The sequence below is a fragment of the Amycolatopsis sp. NPDC048633 genome (assembly GCF_040650695.1).
GTDB lineage: Bacteria > Actinomycetota > Actinomycetes > Mycobacteriales > Pseudonocardiaceae > Amycolatopsis.
Genome location: NZ_JBEZHS010000004.1, coordinates 87219 through 107345 on the forward strand (window position 1 = coordinate 87219; position 20127 = coordinate 107345).

General features: G+C 68.8%; 22 protein-coding genes. 5 read left to right on the forward strand and 17 right to left on the reverse strand.

Annotated features, from left to right (window positions below):
• Window positions 1–492: 492 nt before the first annotated feature.
• From AB0C38_RS11130 to AB0C38_RS11195, 14 genes are all read right to left on the reverse strand, one after another.
• Window positions 493–2982 (reverse strand): BTAD domain-containing putative transcriptional regulator, encoded by a 2490-nt coding sequence (locus AB0C38_RS11130; protein ID WP_360670166.1) that lies wholly within the window; start codon window positions 2980–2982, stop codon window positions 493–495.
• A 15-nt stretch (window positions 2983–2997) separates the two neighbouring features.
• On the reverse strand, window positions 2998–3405 hold the full coding sequence (locus AB0C38_RS11135; protein ID WP_360670169.1) for a hypothetical protein: 408 nt from the start codon (window positions 3403–3405) through the stop codon (window positions 2998–3000).
• A gap of 19 nt (window positions 3406–3424) precedes the next feature.
• Complete coding sequence (locus AB0C38_RS11140) at window positions 3425–3862, reverse strand: hypothetical protein (protein WP_360670172.1); 438 nt, start codon at window positions 3860–3862, stop codon at window positions 3425–3427.
• Window positions 3862–4320, reverse strand: coding sequence for a TadE/TadG family type IV pilus assembly protein (locus AB0C38_RS11145; RefSeq protein ID WP_360670174.1), 459 nt, complete (start codon window positions 4318–4320; stop codon window positions 3862–3864). Before AB0C38_RS11145 ends, AB0C38_RS11140 begins: the two co-directional genes overlap by 1 nt.
• Window positions 4317–5198, reverse strand: coding sequence for a hypothetical protein (locus tag AB0C38_RS11150; RefSeq protein ID WP_360670177.1), 882 nt, complete (start codon window positions 5196–5198; stop codon window positions 4317–4319). The genes AB0C38_RS11145 and AB0C38_RS11150 overlap by 4 nt, the downstream gene beginning before the upstream one ends.
• A 19-nt stretch (window positions 5199–5217) precedes the next feature.
• Window positions 5218–5589 carry a TadE/TadG family type IV pilus assembly protein gene (locus tag AB0C38_RS11155; protein WP_360670179.1) on the reverse strand — a complete coding sequence of 124 codons (372 nt, stop codon included), beginning with the start codon at window positions 5587–5589 and terminating at the stop codon, window positions 5218–5220.
• A 61-nt stretch (window positions 5590–5650) separates the two neighbouring features.
• Window positions 5651–5845: a hypothetical protein gene (locus AB0C38_RS11160; protein WP_360670182.1), complete on the reverse strand. Its 195-nt coding sequence runs from the start codon at window positions 5843–5845 to the stop codon at window positions 5651–5653.
• A gap of 21 nt (window positions 5846–5866) precedes the next feature.
• Window positions 5867–6754: a type II secretion system F family protein gene (locus AB0C38_RS11165; RefSeq protein WP_360670185.1), complete on the reverse strand. Its 888-nt coding sequence runs from the start codon at window positions 6752–6754 to the stop codon at window positions 5867–5869.
• Window positions 6751–7650, reverse strand: a complete 900-nt coding sequence (locus AB0C38_RS11170) for a type II secretion system F family protein (RefSeq protein WP_360670188.1) — start codon at window positions 7648–7650, stop codon at window positions 6751–6753. Before AB0C38_RS11170 ends, AB0C38_RS11165 begins: the two co-directional genes overlap by 4 nt.
• Window positions 7647–9002: an ATPase, T2SS/T4P/T4SS family gene (locus AB0C38_RS11175; protein ID WP_360670191.1), complete on the reverse strand. Its 1356-nt coding sequence runs from the start codon at window positions 9000–9002 to the stop codon at window positions 7647–7649. Before AB0C38_RS11175 ends, AB0C38_RS11170 begins: the two co-directional genes overlap by 4 nt.
• Entirely contained in the window at window positions 8999–9874 is an 876-nt protein-coding gene (locus AB0C38_RS11180) for a carbon monoxide dehydrogenase maturation protein (protein WP_360670194.1), read from the reverse strand. Before AB0C38_RS11180 ends, AB0C38_RS11175 begins: the two co-directional genes overlap by 4 nt.
• Entirely contained in the window at window positions 9874–10365 is a 492-nt protein-coding gene (locus AB0C38_RS11185) for a hypothetical protein (RefSeq protein WP_360670197.1), read from the reverse strand. The genes AB0C38_RS11180 and AB0C38_RS11185 overlap by 1 nt, the downstream gene beginning before the upstream one ends.
• 319 nt (window positions 10366–10684) lie before the next feature.
• Window positions 10685–11446, reverse strand: coding sequence for a hypothetical protein (locus AB0C38_RS11190; RefSeq protein ID WP_360670200.1), 762 nt, complete (start codon window positions 11444–11446; stop codon window positions 10685–10687).
• 230 nt (window positions 11447–11676) lie between these two features.
• Window positions 11677–12231: a hypothetical protein gene (locus AB0C38_RS11195; protein WP_360670203.1), complete on the reverse strand. Its 555-nt coding sequence runs from the start codon at window positions 12229–12231 to the stop codon at window positions 11677–11679.
• Between the two features lie 159 nt (window positions 12232–12390).
• On the opposite strand from AB0C38_RS11195, the gene AB0C38_RS11200 reads away from it, so the two are divergent.
• Entirely contained in the window at window positions 12391–13011 is a 621-nt protein-coding gene (locus AB0C38_RS11200; RefSeq protein ID WP_360670206.1) for a prepilin peptidase, read from the forward strand.
• Window positions 13012–13103: 92 nt separating this feature from the next.
• Here AB0C38_RS11200 and AB0C38_RS11205 read toward each other — a convergent pair whose 3' ends face one another.
• From AB0C38_RS11205 to AB0C38_RS11215, 3 genes are all read right to left on the reverse strand, one after another.
• Window positions 13104–13403: a DUF6355 family natural product biosynthesis protein gene (locus AB0C38_RS11205; RefSeq protein WP_360670209.1), complete on the reverse strand. Its 300-nt coding sequence runs from the start codon at window positions 13401–13403 to the stop codon at window positions 13104–13106.
• Window positions 13404–13614: 211 nt separating this feature from the next.
• On the reverse strand, window positions 13615–14355 hold the full coding sequence (locus AB0C38_RS11210; protein WP_360670212.1) for a hypothetical protein: 741 nt from the start codon (window positions 14353–14355) through the stop codon (window positions 13615–13617).
• A gap of 81 nt (window positions 14356–14436) precedes the next feature.
• Window positions 14437–16728, reverse strand: coding sequence for a tetratricopeptide repeat protein (locus AB0C38_RS11215; RefSeq protein ID WP_360670215.1), 2292 nt, complete (start codon window positions 16726–16728; stop codon window positions 14437–14439).
• A gap of 217 nt (window positions 16729–16945) precedes the next feature.
• Between AB0C38_RS11215 and AB0C38_RS11220 the strand changes: the two genes are divergently transcribed.
• From AB0C38_RS11220 to AB0C38_RS11235, 4 genes are all read left to right on the forward strand, one after another.
• Window positions 16946–17368, forward strand: coding sequence for a helix-turn-helix transcriptional regulator (locus AB0C38_RS11220; protein WP_360670218.1), 423 nt, complete (start codon window positions 16946–16948; stop codon window positions 17366–17368).
• 160 nt (window positions 17369–17528) lie between these two features.
• Entirely contained in the window at window positions 17529–18353 is an 825-nt protein-coding gene (locus tag AB0C38_RS11225) for an alpha/beta fold hydrolase (protein ID WP_360670221.1), read from the forward strand.
• A gap of 46 nt (window positions 18354–18399) precedes the next feature.
• The gene (locus AB0C38_RS11230; RefSeq protein ID WP_360670223.1) at window positions 18400–18888 is read left to right on the forward strand and encodes a hypothetical protein; all 489 of its coding nucleotides are present in this window, start codon (window positions 18400–18402) and stop codon (window positions 18886–18888) included.
• Window positions 18888–19997 (forward strand): MAB_1171c family putative transporter, encoded by a 1110-nt coding sequence (locus AB0C38_RS11235; protein WP_360670226.1) that lies wholly within the window; start codon window positions 18888–18890, stop codon window positions 19995–19997. Before AB0C38_RS11230 ends, AB0C38_RS11235 begins: the two co-directional genes overlap by 1 nt.
• Window positions 19998–20127: the final 130 nt, after the last annotated feature.

The window sequence follows — 20127 nt, forward strand, 5'->3', positions numbered from 1 at the left end:
GTAGACACGAGGTGAGATAGCCATCGGAGCTGAACCATGGGGACCTGATCACAGGAGCTGGATCGACGGGGCGGGCCCGATGTGCTTACCTGCTTGTTGCCAAGCGAGTCTGAGATATCAGCGGATCCCCGCACGCAGGCGCTGACCTGCGCGTATCCGCGCCCACGGAGGATCCGCCTTAGACGGTCTACGGAACGCCAGCCCGATCGGCACCTGGATGGGCACTCCCGGCGGCGGGCGGTCGCGCGAAAGGCGGATCCTCTGGACGGCCGGTCCCAGCGAATGGGTCGATCAGAGGGTCGATGCGGCGCTGCGTCGGCCCATGGGAAGCGTTGCGGAACCTCGACGGTGACGCAGGAATGATGCCGACTCTGAACGGAAACACCGGGAGACTTTTCTGCGCGATGACAATCAGTCCGTCGACATTAACATCCGCCGCGGCTGCTCAGCCATTTCAGCGTAGAGGTAATTTTACGGCGTCGACACGATGTTTCAGACCTTCGGACTTGCTATTCCGACGTGGAGTTCTTGGAGGCGCTCAGCGAGCTCGATTGTCGCGGCAGTCGGTGTTTCGTCAATCTCGGCGAGGCGTGCTTCGAGCAGGCGCAGCGTCCTGGCTATCGCGTCGTGCCGGCCGAGGTTGTGTTCGAGTCGCATGATGTCGCGGTAGAGCAACTCGTTGTGTGGGTCGACGTCCCGCGCCGATTCCAGAAGCTTCAGCGTGGACTCGGGATCGCTCTGGATCCGGGCGCGGGCCAGGGCGGCGACGGCGTCGAGGGCGTCGCGGCGGACGCCTTCCCGCAGGGCGGTGAGCCATTCGGCTTCGACGCCGGCCGCCAGTTCGCCGCCGTAGCTGGCGACGATCGCGGCGTTGGCCGCGGCACGGTGGTGGTCGTCGGTCGTGGTGCGGCGGCGGGCGAGCGCGTCGGCGAACGTCCAGTAGTCGACTTCGACGACGGTGGGTTCGAGGCGATAGCGGCCGTGGTGGGCGATCACGAGGTCGGCGATGTCGGGCGTTGTGGCTTTGTCGATGGTGCTGCGGAGGCGGGATAGGACGGTGCGCAGCACGGCAGCCGGGTCCCGCGTCGCGCGGTGGGCCCACAGGCTGTCGATGATGGCCGCCCGCGGAACGCCCTCCGGATGCAGCGCCAGGTGGATCAGCAGCTCCCACAGCCGCCGCGAGAGGCTGCCGGTGATTTCGACGGCGTCGTCCGGGCGGGCGAGGTCTGGTCGCCATGACAACGTCGGCTGTCCGAACACCGACAGCACCAGCGGCGCGGTCACGTCGTGCCGGGCTTCGACGGTGGGTGGGGCGGCCAGTTCAGGTACCGCTTCGACTTCGCCTTCGTCTGGAGCCGGAGGTCCGGCGATCTCCAACCCGTGGCTGGACTCGGCAGCAGGCTCGGGGCGGTCGTCTCGATCGACGTGTGCGGTATCGAAGAGTGCGAACAGCTCGCGGGTCGCGGATTCGGGGAGGGTGAACGCTCGCCGGCCGCGTAACGGCTCCCCCGGGCCAGGTGACGTGGCGGTGATGGCACCCGCGGTGTCCACGTAGACCGTGACGCCGCGGTGCCATTGGCCGAGTAGCAGTACGGTCGCGTGGCCTTGCCCGAGGACGTGCTGCAGCCGCGTGCGATCAGGCTCGCCTGCCGGCGCGTTTGCCACGAGTATTCGGCGGGCGCTCTCGGGCGAGCCTTTGCTGTCGAGGCGTGCGAACGCGGCAGCGAGGTCATCGACGACGTGAACGCGGTCCGGCAGATCGTCGACGTTCTCCGGGACGCCGAGCAAGCCACGTAGATCCGGAGCCGACGCGACGACCTGCGGGTCACCGGTGGAGGTCATCGCCGTCAGCAGCAGCGCGCGGACCGCAGCGTGGCTACCGGGTCCGATCAGGCCGAGGCCGTGCGTCACCGCGAGGTCCAATGCCAGTTCCGCGGCGGCCTCATCGACGGGCCCGCTCAACTCGGACGGCGGACAGGGCTCGGCGGCGCCATCAGTTTCCGCGCTGGCCAGATCGGGATCGTCGAGTCCGGCTTGAGCGTGCTGGTGTGCCAGGTGCAGCTGGTAGACCACCGGGGCGACGGGTAGGTCGTCGCCGCGCCGGCCGCTGCCGGGCCGGTAGTTGGCACGCTGCCGTCGTCGGGCGACCAGCAGCACCGCGCTGACCGCGCCCGCCAGCCCGAGACCGACGTACACGCCCGGCTCCCACGCCGAGCTGGGGCTTGGAGAAGCGGCGGCGGCATTCGTTGCCGGGCTCGGCGGGGAGACCATCGTGGGCTCCGGAGGTGGAGGTGGCGGTTTCGGCTGGACGGGCCTGGTGGTCGGCGGTAGACGGATCTGGTAACCGGGATGGATCAGGCTGGGCGAGGTCAGCTTGCGACCGCCGGGCTGGGTGCTATTGGTGTTCAGGCGCCAGATCTCCGACCACCGGTCACCGTCGCCGAGACGGCGTTGCGCGATCCGGTACAGCGAATCGTGGACACCGTCGCAGGGCGGACGCACCAGCTCGACATCCTCCGATCCGTCGACAACCGACGTCGCGGTGACCGACGTGCTCACACCGGCCTCGGTCGTGCTGCTTCCGCCGGATGCGGCGAAGGCCGTGCGGCTGAGTAACGACACCACAACGGCGGTGAGGAGCACCGCCGCGACCCGGCGGAGCGGGCTGCCGCACCGGGCGAGGTCCGGCCGGCCGACGGCGAGGACGAACTCCCGTACACAGCCGACCAGTTCGACGATGAACGCGCCCCACAGCAGCCATGCTCCGCACGCGAGCACATCGAGCAGCAGGCTCGTCGACAGTGGCGCTGTCAGCACCTCGCCGAGCTCCGCCATCGTCGGCAGGTGATTGGGAAGCGGCCAGCCGGTGAACCGCGCCAGCGCCCACGGCAGCCCGGCACACAACCCGGCCAGCAGCGCGAGCGCAACGCCGGCTTGCAGCAGCCGACCTGCGCCGCGCAGGACCGCACGATGAGTTGGCACCACCGCGTCCCCGACTCAGCTTCGCTGGCTCTGGGCAATCGGGGGCTGCGTACCGGGCGCCTGCGGCCCTGGCCGAGGTTCCGGGGGTGCGGGTGCCGGCGTGGCCTCGGGCCGGGTGTCTGGTTTCGGGCGGCGACTGCCGGGCGGTCGGCCGCGTCGGGCGCGGGGTTTGCCGGCGGTGAGCCACCGGGTGAGGTCCGCGGTAGGGACGTCGGTGAACTCGGCCAGCTCGTCGACGCTGACGACGTCCGCCGCGGTGGCGAGTACGGTGCCGAGCTTGCGTTCGACCTCAGTCAGCTCCGAGGCCAGCGTGGCTCGGCGGCGTGCGAGCTCGCCGACCTCGCGTGCCGCGGCCGTCCTCCTGGCGCTCTTGTCCGCGTCGGCCTTCTCGACGCGCCGCTCGATCTCGTCAGTCGTGATCATGCTGTTCTCCTTCAAGGGGTCATGGCTCGAGCGCAGTGACTCCGCGCTGAGGGTGTGCGGCGCCGTTGCCGTGGACACTTATCGTCGGGATGCCGATGAGCGAGAGCAGCTGGGTGCGCTGGCTGGTCGTGACCGTGACGGTCACGGTGTCGACGGTGGCCGTCACGGTCCCGGTGGCGCCGATTCCGGCGAGATACCGGCGAGCGAGCGCGTCGGCATCCGCCGACACCAGCCGCAGCGCGCCGGTTGCCCGGTACGCGGCGAGGTCGATCGCCTGCGCGCCGGCCCGGGCGGCGGACTCGGCTTGCCCGGTGGCCCGAACCTTGGCGGCGAGCGCGAGGCCGCCGTCCAGCCCGAGACCGGCCAGAGCCAGGAGACCGACCATCAGCACGACGACGAAGGCCGAGACGCGGCCCTCTTCAGCGCGCCACCACGCCGCGCGGCGGCGGGCGTCCATCACGCGCCTCCGGCGGCGGGCTGGGAGCGGTAGGTGTCGATGACTTCGCTGGCCGTGGCGCTGAGCGTCCGGCTGCCGGGGACACCGAGGATGAGAGCTTGGCCGAAGCCGACGGTGCAGCGGACGCTGACGACGACCGCGCTACCGGGGCTCGCCGAGGTGCTCGTGGTGACCGACGCGTCGCGGCAAACCAGTCCGGCATGTGACAGCGCCGAGGTGGCGGTCGCTTCCGCCGCAGTGCCGGCGGCCGCTGGGGTGCGCTGCAGGCTCGCCGCCCGCGCGGCCTGATGTGCGGCGTCGTCCAACCGCAGCCGCGCATCGACGCCGCGGTGGACGACCACCGCGACGAACACCAGCAGCATGACGAGGACCGGCGCGATCAGGACCGCTTCGGCGGTTACCGACCCACGTTCGGCGCGCAACCAGCGGATGACCCTGCCAGGACGTGTGGCGGTCATCGGCTCGGCTCCGCGAATACCGGTTCCCAGGGGAACGGGCCGGCGCCGGTCAGGTCGCGGGCGGCGGTGACGTACGCAAAGACGGACCTCGGCAGCTCCGCGACGGCGTCGACCGTCGCGTGCAGGGAGGCCGAGCGCAGCTCGGCGTGGACGGCGCTGGTGCGCTCGACGAGGTCGGCGTGGCGGAGCTTGGCCTCCCATTCCCGGGTGAGCGTCACACAGCCCTGCAGGTGGAACAGCAGGTCGCCGAGCTGGGTGTCGAACTCGGCGATCGCCCTCGCGGTCGCCGACGCGAGGTCGGTCTCCTCCGGTGCCGCCGCGAGCTGCGCGACCTGCCGGCGCGCGGTGCGTGTGCGGGTCAGGCGGGTCAGTGCGTCCCAGACGGCTTCGTGGACTCGGCGGGGCAGGTCAGGGTCGAGCCAGTCGCGTGCGTTGCTGTCGTGGAGTTCGCCGATGAGATCGATCAGAAGGCCGGCCGTCTGGTGAGCCGTGCCGTCGAGGTCGGCGAAGTCGTCGCTCCGGTAGAAGAACTCGCCGGGCGAGCGTTCGAGACGGCATCGGCGGCCATGCGGATGCTGGTGATCGGTGGTCAGGCAGGCGGCGGTGATGGCCACGGCGCAGAGGCCGCTCAGCAGCAGCGCGATGGCGCTGGCGATCATGAGCGCGCCAGCGAGGGTCCGCGTGAGTTCGGTCCCCAGGGTAAAGGCGAGCGTCAGCAACCCGGCGACGCAGCGAATCGAGCAGGACCGGATGAGGAACGCGTGAACGACCTCGTGTCGCCAGCGTTTCTCTGTGAGCGTGGGATTCCACAGCATGATGTCGGGACCGTCGGCGAAGTCGCCGGCGGTCACCGGATCCGGCTTTTCCAGCATTGACATGGATTTCTCCCTCTTTCGATCAGGCGTCGGGAACGAACCTCTCGACCTCGCCTGCGGATTCGGCGTGCACGTGCAGGTGCACACCGGGCAGCACAGCGGCGACCTCGCCTTGCGCGCTTGCCGACGCCGAGGTCGCGGTGCGCGTCACCTCGACGTGCGAGGACCGCAGCGCCCCCCGGGCGAGGTCGTCGAGCAGCCGTTGGGCAGCGGCGTGGCCGGCCGCGGCGGTGCTGTCCTGGGTTCGGGCCGCGGCGAGCCCTTCGGCGGAGGCGGCCTGGGCGATGTGGGTCGCGTGGGACCAGAGCGCGAACTGGACGCTCGCCAGCAGCGCCAGCAGAAGCAGCGGCGTGGCGATCACCAGCTCGACGGTGACCTCGCCGCGCTCCCCCACCAACGCTCGCCGGATCCGTCGCCGAAAATCGGCAAGACGGCCAGATGCAGCGGAGAGCATGTCAGCTGCCGAGGTCGATGCTGTTGGCTTTCGCGGTCAGCTTCGCGGCGATGATCGCGATCAGCGCGATCGCGAGCACCGCCATCAACGCGGTGACGATCACGGTTGTGGTGATCTCGCCGCGGCTGTTGTCCCTGCGCAGCAGCAGGATCCGCGAGGCGAGGACGGTCCAGAGGGTTCGGCAGTAGGTCAGCATGAGTGTCTCCTATGGACGGTGTCAGAGTCCGTTGAGGACCTGGGTGACAGCCGGGTAGGCGATGAATCCGAGGAAGCCGAGGAACAGCAAGGTGACCGGCAGCGCCATGCGTTCGGTCGCGGCCTGGGCGTCGGCTTCGGCGTCGGCGACCAGGTGCGTTCGTAGCGCGCTGGCTTTCGCGGCCAGGGAGGTTCTGACCTTGGCGCCCTCAGTTCCCGCCAAGGAGATCGACGCCGCGAGCTCGGCGAGTTCGCTGATGTCCAGCTCGTCGCCGAGCCGGCGCAGGGCCGCCCACGGTGCGGTGCGGGTCAGCTGAGCGGCGTCGAGAGCGCGGCGCAGCTGGTCGAACGCGCTACCCCGGCCGACGTTCACGGCGGCCAGGAGTGCCGCTTCGACGCCGGCGCCGCCGGCCAAGGTGATCCAGACGAGATCCAGGAACGCCGAGAGCGCGGCGCGGAACTCTGCACGTGCACGCGCGGCCTTCGAGCGGACCTCGAGATCGGGCGCGACGAACCCGGACGCCGCGAGCAGAACCGCGAGCACCAGTGGCAGTTCAACGCCGAGGTGCACGTCAGCGAGGACGAGCAGACCTTGGAGCATGAGCGGCGTCAGCAGCCCGGCGCAGGCCAGCACGGCTTTCACAGCCAGGTGGGTATCGGCGCCGCGGCCCAGGACTCGCAGGTCCCGGATCAGCCGGCCGCCGGGTAGGCCGAGGGCGCGCATGCCCGGGATGAGGGGCCGGGCCAGCGTGGTGGCCCACGGGGCGTCGGCGACCGCCGAGATCGGGACGAGGTCGTCCGTTGCAGTGGCGAAACGGCCGCGCAAGGTGGCTTGCGGCGGGATCGCCCAGGTCAGGACCAGCCAGAGGCCGATGCCAGCTCCGGCGCCGACGAGAATCGCGGCGATCATGGCTGCTCACCGCCCCGCAACGCCGCTGCCGCAGGGTCGGGTTGCGGCGGGTCGCTCAGCGAGAGGACGCGGGCGGTGGAGCGGCCGGCGGCGATCCGGTTCAGCCAGGCGAACCCGCCACTGAACAGCGCGCCGATGACGAGCAGGACGGCCTGGCCGAGCGGGCTGTCGTAGGCGACGAGATAGGCGCGGTTGAGGACGACGACGCCGACGGCGAACGCGAGCGTGGTGGCCACGACGACCCGCACCGAAGTCCGGGTGCGGGCGCGGCCGGTCTCGACGCGCATCCGCATCGCGGCCTGCGCCCGCGCGGTCTCCGCCAGTGACCCGAGCAGTTCGCCGAGCCCGCGCGCCTGATGTTCGGCTGCCAGGACCAGGGACGCGATGACCAAGTCCGCAGTCGGGTCGGCCAGCTCCTCGGCCAGGTGCCGCAGGGCGGGGGCGAGCCGGTGTCCGCTGCGCAGCCGCGCGGCGAGGCGGCCGACGTCGTCGCTGATCGCGTTGGGCGCGAGCGGCGCGGTCGCGAGGATCGCCTGCTCGAGCCCGGCCGCGGCCGCGAGGGTGTCGCGCAGCATCTCCGTCCACGACGCCACCGCTTCGATCCGCGCCACCCGCCGCGCATGAGCACGATCGGGCCCGACCAACGCGGGCAGGAACCACGCCGCCGCCCCGGCCAGCATCCCGCCGACGATCCAGCCGGTCGCCGTCGCGGCCAGCAGGCCGGCGCCCAGCGCCGCGCCCGCGCGCAATACGTGGGTTTGGCCACCGCGCCACGGTGTCTTCCGGGCGGGCCGTGTCCGGGACGGCAGCTGCGGCTGGCGGAACCCGACGATGATCAGGAGCAGGCCCACGGCGATGCCGAGCCCGGTGATGCAGCCGATCAGGGCGCTGGTCATGTCGCCCACCACCCCTCGGGCTGGGTCATGAGGTCGGGATCGAACCCGGCGTCGACGAGGTCCTCGAGGGTGTCCGCGCGCAACGCGCCAGCGACCGGACGCGCTCGCAGATCGGAGCCCGGGCGATAGACCTCGTTAGAAACGACGGTTCCGCCGTCGGCGTCGACAACCTCGCGGATCGATGACACCACCCGGGTGGTGCGGTCGGCGGCCTTGGCCAGGTGTACGACGAAGTGGACGCTGGAGGCGACCAGCAGCGCGGTCGCTTCCAGCGAGAGCCGTTCGGCGCCTTGGGCGGCGTAGGACGCCAGGCGGGTGAAGGCGATCTTCGAGCTGCTCGCGTGCAGTGTCGCCATCGATCCGTCGTTGCCTTGGGACATCGCGTTGCACATCGGGATGACCTCGGGCCCGCGGATCTCGCCGACGATCACGCGGTCCGGCGACATCCGCAGGCCCCAGCGGACGAGCTCGGCCTGGCTGATCGCGCCAGCGCCTTCGACATTGGGCTGACGGGCTTGCAGGGCCGTGACGTCGGCGTGCAGGCGCGGATCGAGTCCGAGGCCGAGCTCGAAGGCGTCCTCGATGGTGACGATCCGTTCCAGGGGGTCCATTTCGGCCGCCATCGCGCGCAGCAGTGTCGTCTTGCCGAACCCGGCGCCGCCGGTGATCAGGATGTTTTTGCGGGCGCGCACGAGCGCGCGCAGGAAACGCTCGATGCCGACGTCGAGGGTGCCGCGGCGGCGCAGTTGGGCGAGGCTGGTGGTGAGGTAGCCGTGACGCCGGATTGAGCACGCCGTGACTCCACCGGCGGTGAGGCCAAGCACGGCGAACAGGCGCTCGCCGCCCGGCAGCTGCAGGTTCAGCGCCGGTGAGCCGCGGTCGAAGCGGCGTTCCTCCGAGGACGCCCGCGCAGCGAGGGTGCGAACGAGGTCGGTCAGCTCGTCGTTCGAACCCGCGACCGACGCCACCTGGGCACGGGTGCCGTCGGCGTACTGGACGAAGACGCGGTCGAAGCTGTTCACGTTGATCGTCTCGACCGCGGGATCGTCAAGCAGCGACTGCAGCCCGCCCAGCCCGAAGACCTCGTCGAGCACGGCTTCGATGAGCTGGGCCTCGGTGTCCGGCGACACCAGTAGCCGGCCAGCCTGCAGCTCCGCTTCGCTGTGTGCCGCGCCCGCGCTGTGGAGCAACTCGCGGGCGACTTCGCGGCGGTGAGCTGAGGTCATCGGCTCCGCGGCGGCATGGCTCGGCAGTTCGTCGGCGAGGGTGTGCCGCAGGTACTCCCGCAAGCGCGCCTCAGGACCGGAGTCGGCTGCTGGGTCGGGTCGGCGATGTTCGTCGAGCACGGTCATGACCGGATGTCCTTCCCGGAAGCAGTGGCGTGGGAGTGGCCGTTGTGCGGGGCAGGCGGTGGCAGCACGCGAACGCCGGACGCTGCCGTGGGCTGGGCCGGTATGCCCGGCACCTGCTGCACGAAGGTCGGCGCCTGCGCAGGGACCGACGGGGACGATTCGCAAGGAGTTTCACCGGACAGGGTCCGGGCGACGACGCTCGCGACCCGGGCCAGCCCTCCCGTTCGCCGTCGACCCGGCGCCGCTCGTCCGGTGTGGTGCTCGGCCGCGCCCGGGTCGTAGGGAATCCTGGCCATGACCGGGATGCCCAGCTCGCGCTCGACTTCGTGCGTCGGGTGCCCGCGGCCGGCGAGGACCAGGCACGCCCGCGTGGCCATCCGGCCCAGTTCGTGGACGCGGGTGGCGAGGTGGGCGAGCTCGTCGCTGTAGGTGCCGGAGATCAGCAGTAAGACGTCCGCGTGACGGATCACTGCTTCGGCAGAGGAGCCTGGGTCCAGGCGCCCGCAGTCGGCGAACATCGCAGCCGTCGGCCGGCGGGCAATGCCGTACAGCGGCGAGGCCGCCGAGGTCAGGGTGCTCAGCGCAGCCCGCGCCTGGTGCCCTCCCGACGGGCCCGGAATGACCTCGATACCACCAGGAAGCGGCTGGGCATGGCTCCAGACGACGTCGGGATCCACGGGCTGGCGTGCCACCGCGGCGAGGCTGAGCAGACCCGGCGATGCGGCCAGGCCGAATCGCTGCGCGAGGTCACCACCAGCGGGATCGCACTCGACGACCACACGCCGCACGTTGGCAGGCCAGCTCGCGGCCAGGGCGAGAGCGAAGGTGGTGACGCCCGGCGAGGCCTTCACGCTGGCGAGAGCGATCAACATCAGCGTTCACCACCCGCGAGCATGACCAGCGACACCTGGCCCACCGGCACCTGGGCCAGCGCAAACGCGGCGTCACCCGGGAGCTGCAGCGAGATCACCGTGGTCTGGTCAACCTCGGCCTTGACCAGCCCGGTCACCGTGGCCGGCCACGTCTTTCCACCCTCTTGCGCAGTCGATGACGCAACGGCCGGCGACGTGGTGGTCACGACGAGGACGGGAGCGCCGGGTGCGACCTCGAGCGGGAACTGCCCCGGCTTCAGCGCCACCGCCACGATCGCGTGCCCCGCAGCGGGGAGCGCCGGCGGGCCGACGCTGCCGGGGGTGAGCAAGGCTCCCGGGTCGAGGCTCGTCGCCATCGGGCGACCAAGCACGGTGGCTGCCTGCTCGACCGGCACGGTCGCGACTGTGTCGGCAGCGGAGATCTCGGCCTCGTGGACGTCCGCTCGCTCAAGGACGTGTCCGACGCTCACCGGCCGGGTGACGGCCAGCACCAGTACTCGTCCTTGGGCGCTGCTCGACCACCAGAGGGCTCCACTGACGCACACCACGATGAGCAGGACACCGACCAGAAGGTGCGGCAGGCGCCGGCGCGACCGACGCCCAGTCGGCACCGCGGCAAGACGGCCTTTCTTCCCCAGCCACGGCACGGAACCCACGCCGGCCCTGGCACCGTGCTCACCGGTATGGATACTCGTCACGATGTTCCTCCAGGCATGGTTCGACCGCGCCATACACCTCGTGAAAGCCGGTGCATGGCTCAGAATTGGAATGCGGATGTGCGAAGCGGCTGTCGACAGCCGGTCCGATTGGTCAGCGGTGCCCGGTACCGAGAGCCTGGACCTCGGCGACCCGGAACGCTGCCGTCGCCGACGTGGTCAGGTCGGGAAAGGTGCCGCTCGCCCCGGCTCCCGACCAGGTCACCATCCAATGGATCGTCGCCCCGACCGGATACTGCTGGCCCGGTGCCGTTGCCGATGATCGGTGATAGGTGTGGCCGCAATCAGGGGACGCCGCCGAGGCGTCTCCCCTGGCCGTGAACGGGGTTCCCGGGCCGGAGCAGCTCACTGTGTTCCCGTCCCCCATCGACCAGGAGACGGACTTCGGCGTCGCGACGGCCGTCACCGAAACCCCGGGAACGGCTGCCGTCGCCTGCTGCCTTCCCCAACCGCTGCGATCCAGCCACAGCCAGGTCGGCAGACTCACCAGCTTGTCACCGGCCGGATTGGCCTCGATCCGCGGAGACGGCAAGTGCAGTTGAGCCCGAGCCTGCTCGGCCAGCTCTTGCGGAGAGGGCACAGCCGCTTCAGCGGGTACCTCTCCGTCGGGGAGCCAGATCGGCGCCCGGTACAGGCCATCGCGAAAGCCCGCGCCAGTACATCGATAGACGTACCAAGCTCCACCCCGCCGCTGCGAGAGGAGGGTGCTTGCCCGTGAAAGTGGCGCGTAGGCGAGAACGACCCGAGGCACAGCTCGGACAGTGTCGTGGAACGCCACGGTCTGCACACCGTTCGCCGGGGGCTGGAAGTTGCTCCGGACGTACGAGCACTTCGCCGCCGGCGAGTTGTCGCCCATGATCCGGTCACCTACTGGCGGAGCGACCTGTCCACCGCCGCCCTTCCGACCAGGCTGGTCTGGGACACGACCGGCACCTCCCGGTGCCTTTCCGGTCTTCCCGGCCCCGAGCTCGCAGTAAGGCGACGATTCTTGGGCGCAGTCAACAGAACCCCAGCCGCCCGCTGACGCAGTGGCCGCCGAAATCAGCAGCAGAGTGACGATCATCCCGCCGAGAGCCGGAACTCGCGTCAGCATGTCCCCACGTCCTGGATCGCGAAGTCGACGACCTTCCAGGAGCCGTCCACGGCCTTCTTCACTTTCGCGTCGATGTGGCGACGGCCGCTCGGCCCGTCATCGGCCCGCTGGCCGGTATCGACGCGGTACTTGAGCCACGGGCTGTCATCGCCGCAGTCCACGATATTCACCGTCGTCGGAGCAGCCGCGGGCTCAACGGATTCAACCGTTGGATGGTTGATCGGCTTTCCCTTGGTGACGAGGCCGTTGTAGTGGTCGGCGTAGAGACCACGCGAAATCCGCGACAACGCGTCGGCCGTGGCGTTCAGTGCGAGCTTCGGCGATTGCCAGTCCGATGTCACGGCGGCGTCGGCCATGTCGCTCCACATGCCGAGGTACGCCGCAACCGCACCTTCCTTCGCTTGGTCCGCCGGCTGCGGTACGACGCTCGTCGTCATCGCAGCGCTCGAAGATGTCGGTGGTTGGCTCGGCTCGGTGGAGGTACATGCGCCGAGCAGCAAGATCAAGGAGGCACCAATGGTGCCACTCGCGCCGTGACGCAGGTTCATGACGTCCCCTCCCATTGGAATGATCAGCTGACCGTCTTGCGCTGGACACCACCTGCGTGGAAGTTCACTCGTTGGTAGGACGAGCAGTGCGCTCGAGCCGCGATCTGGCCAGCATTGCTTCATGGGGGAAGGCATCAGGGACAACTCGGCAGTTCGGCGGTGAACGCTTGGCCGGCCATCGTCGGCGCGGCGATGGGCTTCGGTCTCGGGGCCGCGGGAAGCCTGATCACCAAGAGGTTCTCGGGCCGACGGGCCGGGATCGCGTCGTCGTGGTGGCTTGGCGCGATCGTCACCGCACTGGTGCTCGCGATCCTCGCGTGGCGCATCGGTCACCGAGGCGAGTTTCCCGTCTACGCCTTCGTAGTGGCGCTCGGAGTTCCGTTGTCGATCATTGACTGGCTCGAACATCGGTTACCTCGGATCGTCGTCGTGCCCCAGCTGGTGGGCGGCGCTCTTGGTCTCGGATTGCTGTGTGTGGCGCGTGCTGACCCCAGCCCCGGATTTCGAGCGCTATGGGCACTACTTGCGGCAGCAGGTTTTTACCTGCTGCTCGCGGTGTTGGTCGAAGGCGGTGTCGGATCCGGGGACGTCGGCCTGGCAGCCGTGGTCGGGTTGATGACCGGCTGGTCCGGCTGGGCCGAGCTGGCCGGCGCGGTCGTGCTCGCATCACTGGCCGGGCTGGCGCTCCTGCTCATCCCGGGCAACCGCGCAAGCCGTGTCGTCCCGTTCGGGCCGTGTCTTCTCACGGGGATGACGGCGATACTCGCGGTCGCTGCCTGATCGTTTGCGCCGACGCGGCGGGCGTCATCGAGGAGGGCGCAAGCGCCCGCCGCGTCGACTGGCATAAGACCGGAGCCGCCCTCGAGCTTTGGTCAGGCAGGTCCTTCGAAGCCCGGACCGCAGCCGACGCCGCCGTTCCACCACGCGCCGGTCACTCTCCATCGGATCACCGGCTGGAGGTCCGTCTTGCCGGGACCGACGCAGTAGCGGTAGAGGTTGCCCCAGATGTCTTCGACGTCCAGGTCGACGCTTGAGCCAGTGCCGCCGTCGCAATGGCGGTACTCGCCCCACCCGAGGTAGCCACACCCCTCGCGGAGCTGGATCTCAGTAGCCGCGCCGGCGGGGCTCGCGACCGTGACGGACACGGCCAGCGCGGCGAGCGGGACGCACATGGCCCGAATTGCCTTGGCGCGCAGAGAGCATGAACTCATCGTTCCTCCAGGGATTCGAGTAGAGCCAACGTGATTCGGGAGGCTCTGTTGAATCCACTGTGGACCTGTCGCCGCGTCGAAGGAACTGCCTCATCGACACAGCGTTGTGCTCATTCAGTGCCGAACGTGTGCCGATTGAGTCAAGACGCCAATCGTTTTCAGCAATGCCATGTCAATGAGGCGGGGTGACACCTTGCCGATCCAACGCGGTTTCCGCCGTGCAGGGGAGTTCGCCCGGTTGAACCTGCTGCCACGACGGGCTCCAGACCAGCGTCGAGCCGCCGACGCGCGAGCCCAGGAGGCAGTCGATGCCTCCGGTGGACCGGTCACCTGCTCTGTAGGCAACACCAACGTCGTTGCCGCGCAGGGCAACGTCCTGCGTGGGTGGCCGACCTTGCGTTTTCGTTTCGGGGTCGACCGGCGGCGCCGGCATCGAGCGCGACAGGCTCGCGAGCACCTCGTCCTTCGTCGCGGATCTCGACAGGCCGGCCAGCACAGACTGTAAGGCGAGGTCGAAGCTCTGCGGCACTTCCCAGACCGGTATCGGAGGTGGGGCCAGAGGAGTCGCGTTGGCTGGGCAGTCGGTTCGATGCGGGGCGTCGACGAGGCCCCGGGAGTTGAAGCCCACGGTGTAGCAGGCGGTCACCGGGTCTTGAGGAAAGAACTCGTCCTGCGTTCCGGGGTGATACATGCGGAACACGAGATGCGCCGTCGCATCGTTCGGGTCGTCCGAGGCGCTGTCGTGCATCTCGACCACGGCGAAGGCTTCCGAGGTGCCATGTGCAGCCTCGATGGCTTTCCACGCGTAGTTCGCCGCAGAGGTCTGCGGTGGCGTGTCGATGTCGTCGGCGATCTGCCGTGCTGTCTTGTCGGTCTGCGAATCTCCAGGTGTACACGCGACGAGTCCCACCATGCACGCCAACGCAAGAAGTCCCACCCTCGCACGCCTCACGAGTCGAGAGTACGCGGATCACGAGCCTGAAGAGGCGGATCGTCAAGCAGTGGCCGACGCTCCCCGCCGCCACCCCGCGCCCGCGGCGTCCAAGGACGCCAGCCGGGCGCGAACCTCCGTTGCCCGCGAATCGCGGATAGCCTCGAGGACTTCCAGGCTCCGGATGTATGCCTCCCGGGCTTGTTCGAACTCGCCGAGCTTGCAGAGGGCCTCGGCACGTGAGATCAACGTCTCCGCGGCGCCCCAGCGTTGCCAGCTCCGGCCGCGGACGGCCAGCGCCTCGTCGAAATGCTTCAGGGCGATGCGGTGGTGGTCGTGCCGCGCGAGCAGCGTCCCGATTCGCTGGTGGGCGATGCCGAGGACCGCCTTCGACCTGAACATCTGCGCGCGGTTCAGCGCGTCAAGGGCGTACTCCATCGCCTTTTCCGCCACGCCCAGCAGGTCGCAGACCTCGGCCAGGGCGGCGCGGTTCACCGCGAGCCCGATCTTAACTCCTGAAGCCGCGAACAAGCGGTCGGCGAGCTCGTGCAGTTCCCGTGCCTCGGCCGTCCGGCCGGAGCCTGCGTAGGCCAGGCCAAGGCCGTAGGCGGTCCAGGCTCGGGATCGATCGTCGCCGAGCTGTTCATGCCTTCGGAGCGCCTCTTCAAGGTGCGAGATGCCCTCGTCGGTGCGTCCGAGCTCGTGTTCGACCCATCCGAGGGCTTCCAGGCTGCGAGCGATCCCGGGGTCGCTGCCGGCCGCCCGGGCCGCGGTAAGGCCATCGTGGGCCGCGACCAGCCAAGTGTTCCAACTGCGAGTGAGTACGAAGTAAGGGAGAAACGCGGTGGGCAACAGCCATAAGGCGTCCTTGGCCCCGTAGGTCCGGGCGTTTCGCGCCACCTGCAGTGCGGTCGCGACCTCCTGTTCACACCAGGCCATGGCCACGTCGAACCCACCGGCCCGGAACGACATCGGCTCGATTCCGGCGATGTTCTGCGGGGTGATGCCGCTGTCGGCCCAGTTGGGGATCAGCGTGTTGTTCGCCTCCCAGGCCGTCGCGGCGTACCAGCGAAGCGCCCGGTCGTGCGCGCGCTCGACCTCGGCGAGCCGTTCCTCGACCAAAGCGCGCTGGTGCGCGTAGGCCCGGAGCAGCAGGCTGAGGCGATAGCGACCGCTGGGCAACTGCTCCAGCAGGTGCGCCTCGACGAGCAGTCGGAGAGCGTCGCCGGCACGTTCGACGTCCAGGCCGGCAAGCACCGCGACCGACTCGGCCGTGACGACGTTGGCCGGACCGATGCCGAGATACCGGAACACCCGCCGGGCCATCGGGGGCAGCGCCAGGTACGAGACGTCGACGACGCCGTGGATGTTCACCGCCGGGTCGCTGGACGTGAACAGGTCGAGGCGAGTCTTTTCGGAGTCGAGACATTCGGCCAGCGCGGTGAACGACGTCTCGCGATGACGCTGGAGGTGCTCGGCCACGATGAGAACCGTCATCGGCAGGCAGCCGCACCGCTCCACCACGAGTTCCGCAGCCGCGATGCTGGCTTGCACACGTGCCTCCCCGACACGACGTCCGAGCAGGCCGAGCGCTTGCTCAGCGGCCAGCGGCGGAAGCTCGATCACCGTTCCGCCGGTGCGCGCCACCAGGCCGGACTGGCGTTCCCGGCTGGTCGCGAGCACAACGCTGCCCGCGCCGGGAAGCAGCCATTCTGCTTGCCGGCAGTCGGCGACGTTGTCGAGGACCACGATCGCCGGCCGCTCGGCGAGTAACGTCCGATAGCAGGCGATCCTGGCCTGCAGGGTGGTGGTGCCGAGTTCGGCGGAACTCACGCCGAGAGCCAGGAGGAACCCGTTCAGGATCTCTTCCGGGTCGGCCGGTGCACCGGGGGCGAGGCCCCGGAGGTCCGCGAACAGGCATCCCCCGGGGAATCGGGCCTGCACGCCGGCCGCCCAGTGCACCGCGAGGGCGGTCTTGCCGGTCCAGAAGCCGCCTTCGATCACGATGATGACCGTCGCCCCCGGGCGGCCTTGGGCCACCAGGGCGTGATCCATCGCCTGCAGCTGTTGATCGCGGCCGACGAATTCGGTCGCGGCCGGTGGCAGCTGGACGGGGCGCGCGATCGGACGAGTGTCACCACGCTGTTCCACCGCGATCTTGTCCAGTTCACCTTCGGCCGCGAGCGCCCTGTCGAGGTCGTGAACGACCGCCGGCAGCAACGGACGATGGCCGTGGAGCAGCTTCGAGAGGTAGCTCGCGCTGTAACCGGCTTTCGCGGCCACCTCGCCGAGGGAAAGCCCACACAACCTCCGCCTGCGATGCACCGCTGCCGCGAAGCTGTCGATCTTCCGCATAGCGCCTCCCCGCGCATCGGACGCACCAGGTGCGCGTCTACTTGGGCGGGGACCCCGATCGAGCGATAGCAGTCTTCAGCAGTTCCCGAAGTACATGCTGCCCGATATGTTGGAATGATCAACACAGACAGTACGAAAAGCTGGACATAGAGTCAAACAAGCCGGATACAACGAGATCAAATTCCAGGAAGTTGGAATCTCGATCGAAGGGGGCGAGGTGTCCGAGGCCAACGATCCGCATCCGGCCGAGGCCGAGCCGTTCGGCAGACTGCTCGACCGGCTGATAAGCGTCAAAAAGCACGCGGATGGCCGGTCCTACTCGGTAGCCGAGGTGGCCGAGGGCGTCGGAATCTCGAAGAGCCAGCTCTACAACCTGATCAACGGCACGAACGAACCGAAGCTCAGGCTCGCGCAACAACTCGCGGCCTACTTCGGAGTGGATCTCGAGTACTTCGGCAACAGTCAGCGGGCTCGTGAGCTCCAGGAGCAGTACACCCTGCTCGCCAAGCTGTCGGCGCAGGGAGTTCGCGACGTCGCGCTCCGAGCGAGCGCCCTCTCACCGGACGCCCTGTCCAACGTACGAGCGTTCATCGACTTCCAGGCCAGCAGGCAGAAAGCCGATGATCACACGTCCGAGTGACTTGCATCGAAAGAATCAAGCCGAGCAGCGCCGATCTGTCACCATCGACCGCAGTTGATCACCAACGGGCTGGGAGGACCGTCGTGACAGCTCCGCTCATCAGCGCGGCCACTGCATTCGGTACCGCTTCGCCTCCCGTCGACGAGATCGGGGATGGCCGATGCAGGTAGAGCAGTTCGAAGTCGAGTGCGATGGCGCGCTCCTCTACGTCGAGTCCCGAGGTCACGGCGCACCCGTCTTGGTGATCCAAGGTGGCATCGGTGAAGCCGGAGCGACCGAGCAGCTCGCAGATACCTTGGCAGAGCACTTTTGCGTGATCTCCTACGATCGGCGTGGTCTTTCGCGGAGTGCTGGCTCTCCGGAGCCGGATCCCATCACGATGCACCGTCACGCCGTTGATGCCGCCGCGGTGCTGGCAGCGTCCACGTCGGAGCCCGCGCACGTCGTCGGCGCCAGCATCGGAGCACTGATCGGGCTTCACCTGGCCGCGCTGGAGCCAAGTCGTATGGCGACGGTGGTGGCTCACGAGCCGCCGATGAGCGCGGTGGTCCTCGACCCGACACGAGAAGCGGCACTGGACCAGGTCGCGACAACGGCCCAGGACGATGTTCGATCGGCGATCCGCCGGATGGGGTCGCTGACGGGCGCGCGCGACTCCCTGGAGGAAGGCGCCCGGCCGGCACCACCGAAGGGGGACCTGATGGCGAACCTTCAGCGCTTCTTCGAGCACGACTTCCCCGCGGTCCGGAGCTCGTCCCTGGTCGCCGGGGACCTCGTCGCCGCGACGCAGTCGACGAACATCATCCTCACCGGCGGTGACCTCTCGCGAGGTCAGTGGGAGTACCGCTGCGCCGAGCAGCTCGCCGGTGAACTGGGTGTCCTGTTCACCGAGCTGCCGGGCGGCCACAACGGGTTGGTCAGCCACCCGAAGGCGACCGCAGCGGCCCTCACGAGAATCTTCGACCGAGTTGCGCTCACGTCGTAGCCCCGACGGGGGCACTTGGCGCAACGACCTGCAGCTTCGCCGGGGTGTGAAGAAGCTTCTTCGCGATCTGGACGTCGATACTCCCTTTAACGTCCACGACCTGTGCCTGAAGCTGGCCGAACATCGCGGGAGGCCGATCGAGCTCGTGCCGTATCCGCTACCGGTCCCAGGCGCCTTCGGGCTTTGGATCGCCTTCGCAGACGCCGACCGGATCTTGTACCAGCAGCACACCACGGCAGCGCATCAGGACCACATCATCCTGCACGAGATCGGGCACATGATCAGCGATCACAGCGCCGAAGACGGCGCTACCGGTCTGGCTGTCCTGTTCCCCGACATCCCGGCCGAAGTCGTCAGGAACGCGCTACGCCGCGATGGCTACGGACCCGTCGCGGAACGCGAAGCCGAGATGGTGGCCACGGTCATCAAGGAGTGGGCGACCTTGCTCGAAGCCCTGAAGTTCTCACCGGTCGCGAAGAGCAAGTCCGGCCGACGGCTGCACGGAGCCTTCGACGACCATCAGGGCTGGCTGTGATGAGCCTGCCCAACCTCGCGATGTGGGGGGCGGCGGCAGGCGCTTCAAGCTGGAAGATCTCGCAACTCGTTCGAGTTCCGATCGACCGTGGCCTTCGCGTGATCACCGCGTGCACGTTCCTGGTCTTCCTCGCGCTGACAGCGCAGCTCGCGACGGATTCCGGCTCCGCCCTGCAGACGACCTCAAATCAACTGCCGAAGCTGCTCCAGAACGTCGTGTTGACGTTCTTCTTTGCGCTGCTGATAGTCCTGTTGGAGTCCATAGTGGATTCCGATCTCGCTGCCTCGCGGGGCCGTATCGAGATCGCGATCGCCGTCTCCGCCAGCTGCGCACTGGCAACCACTTTCGCGATCGCCGACAAGCCGCTTGGCGGCTTCAGCTACGAGGCGGCAGACGCGGCGACGATGCCGCTGCTCTTCTATCTGATCGGCAACGTCTATATGGCTTACGCCACCGCACGTGGCGCGGCGCTGACCTGGCGGGCCGCGCGGCAAGCGCAGTCGCGAGTACGACTCAGCTTGCGAGTTGCGGGCGCAGGGCTTGCCGTCTGCTGCCTCGGAACGCATCTGCCCCGGATCGCATCAACCGCGAGCCGGCTGGCGTTTCGGCGGGACGCTGTTCCGGGCACGGCCTCTTGGACCACTCCCCTTCTCGCTCTAGGCATCTCCATCTTCTTCTTCGGCGTCGGCTACCCCGGTGTCCGCGCCGGAATCGTGAAGCTTCGGCTGTGGTTCGTGGACCGCAAGCACTACCGCCAGCTCAGGCCGCTGTGGGCCGCCTTGTGTCGAGCTTTTCCGGACATCACGCTGCTACCAGGATCTTCGCAAACGCGCGAGGCTTTTCGCGTGCGCCACATGAGGCTGCACTTCTACCGACGGGCCATCGAATGCAGAGACGGCTTGGTCTGTCTGAGCCCCTACCTCGAGCCTGGCGAGGCCACCGACGTCGCATCGACGTTGACCGCGGAGCGATTACGCGAAGCCCTCCTGCAAAGCACCGAAGGCGAGCCGAGAGCTGACGTGCACGTCGTTGCTCAACCGGCAGATCCTGGTATGGACGCCGACTTGAAGGAGCTACTCGCGCTCTCGCGCGGTCTTAGCATCTTGTGAACGCGTTGCGCGGGTCCTAACCAAGCGGCACCGCCGACCGGGTGAAGACATCGCACATCTCTGAGTCGAGGACCACCTGGTACTGGCGAATGTCACCCGCGCGGCGACGACGCCCCGTGATCCTCGCCCG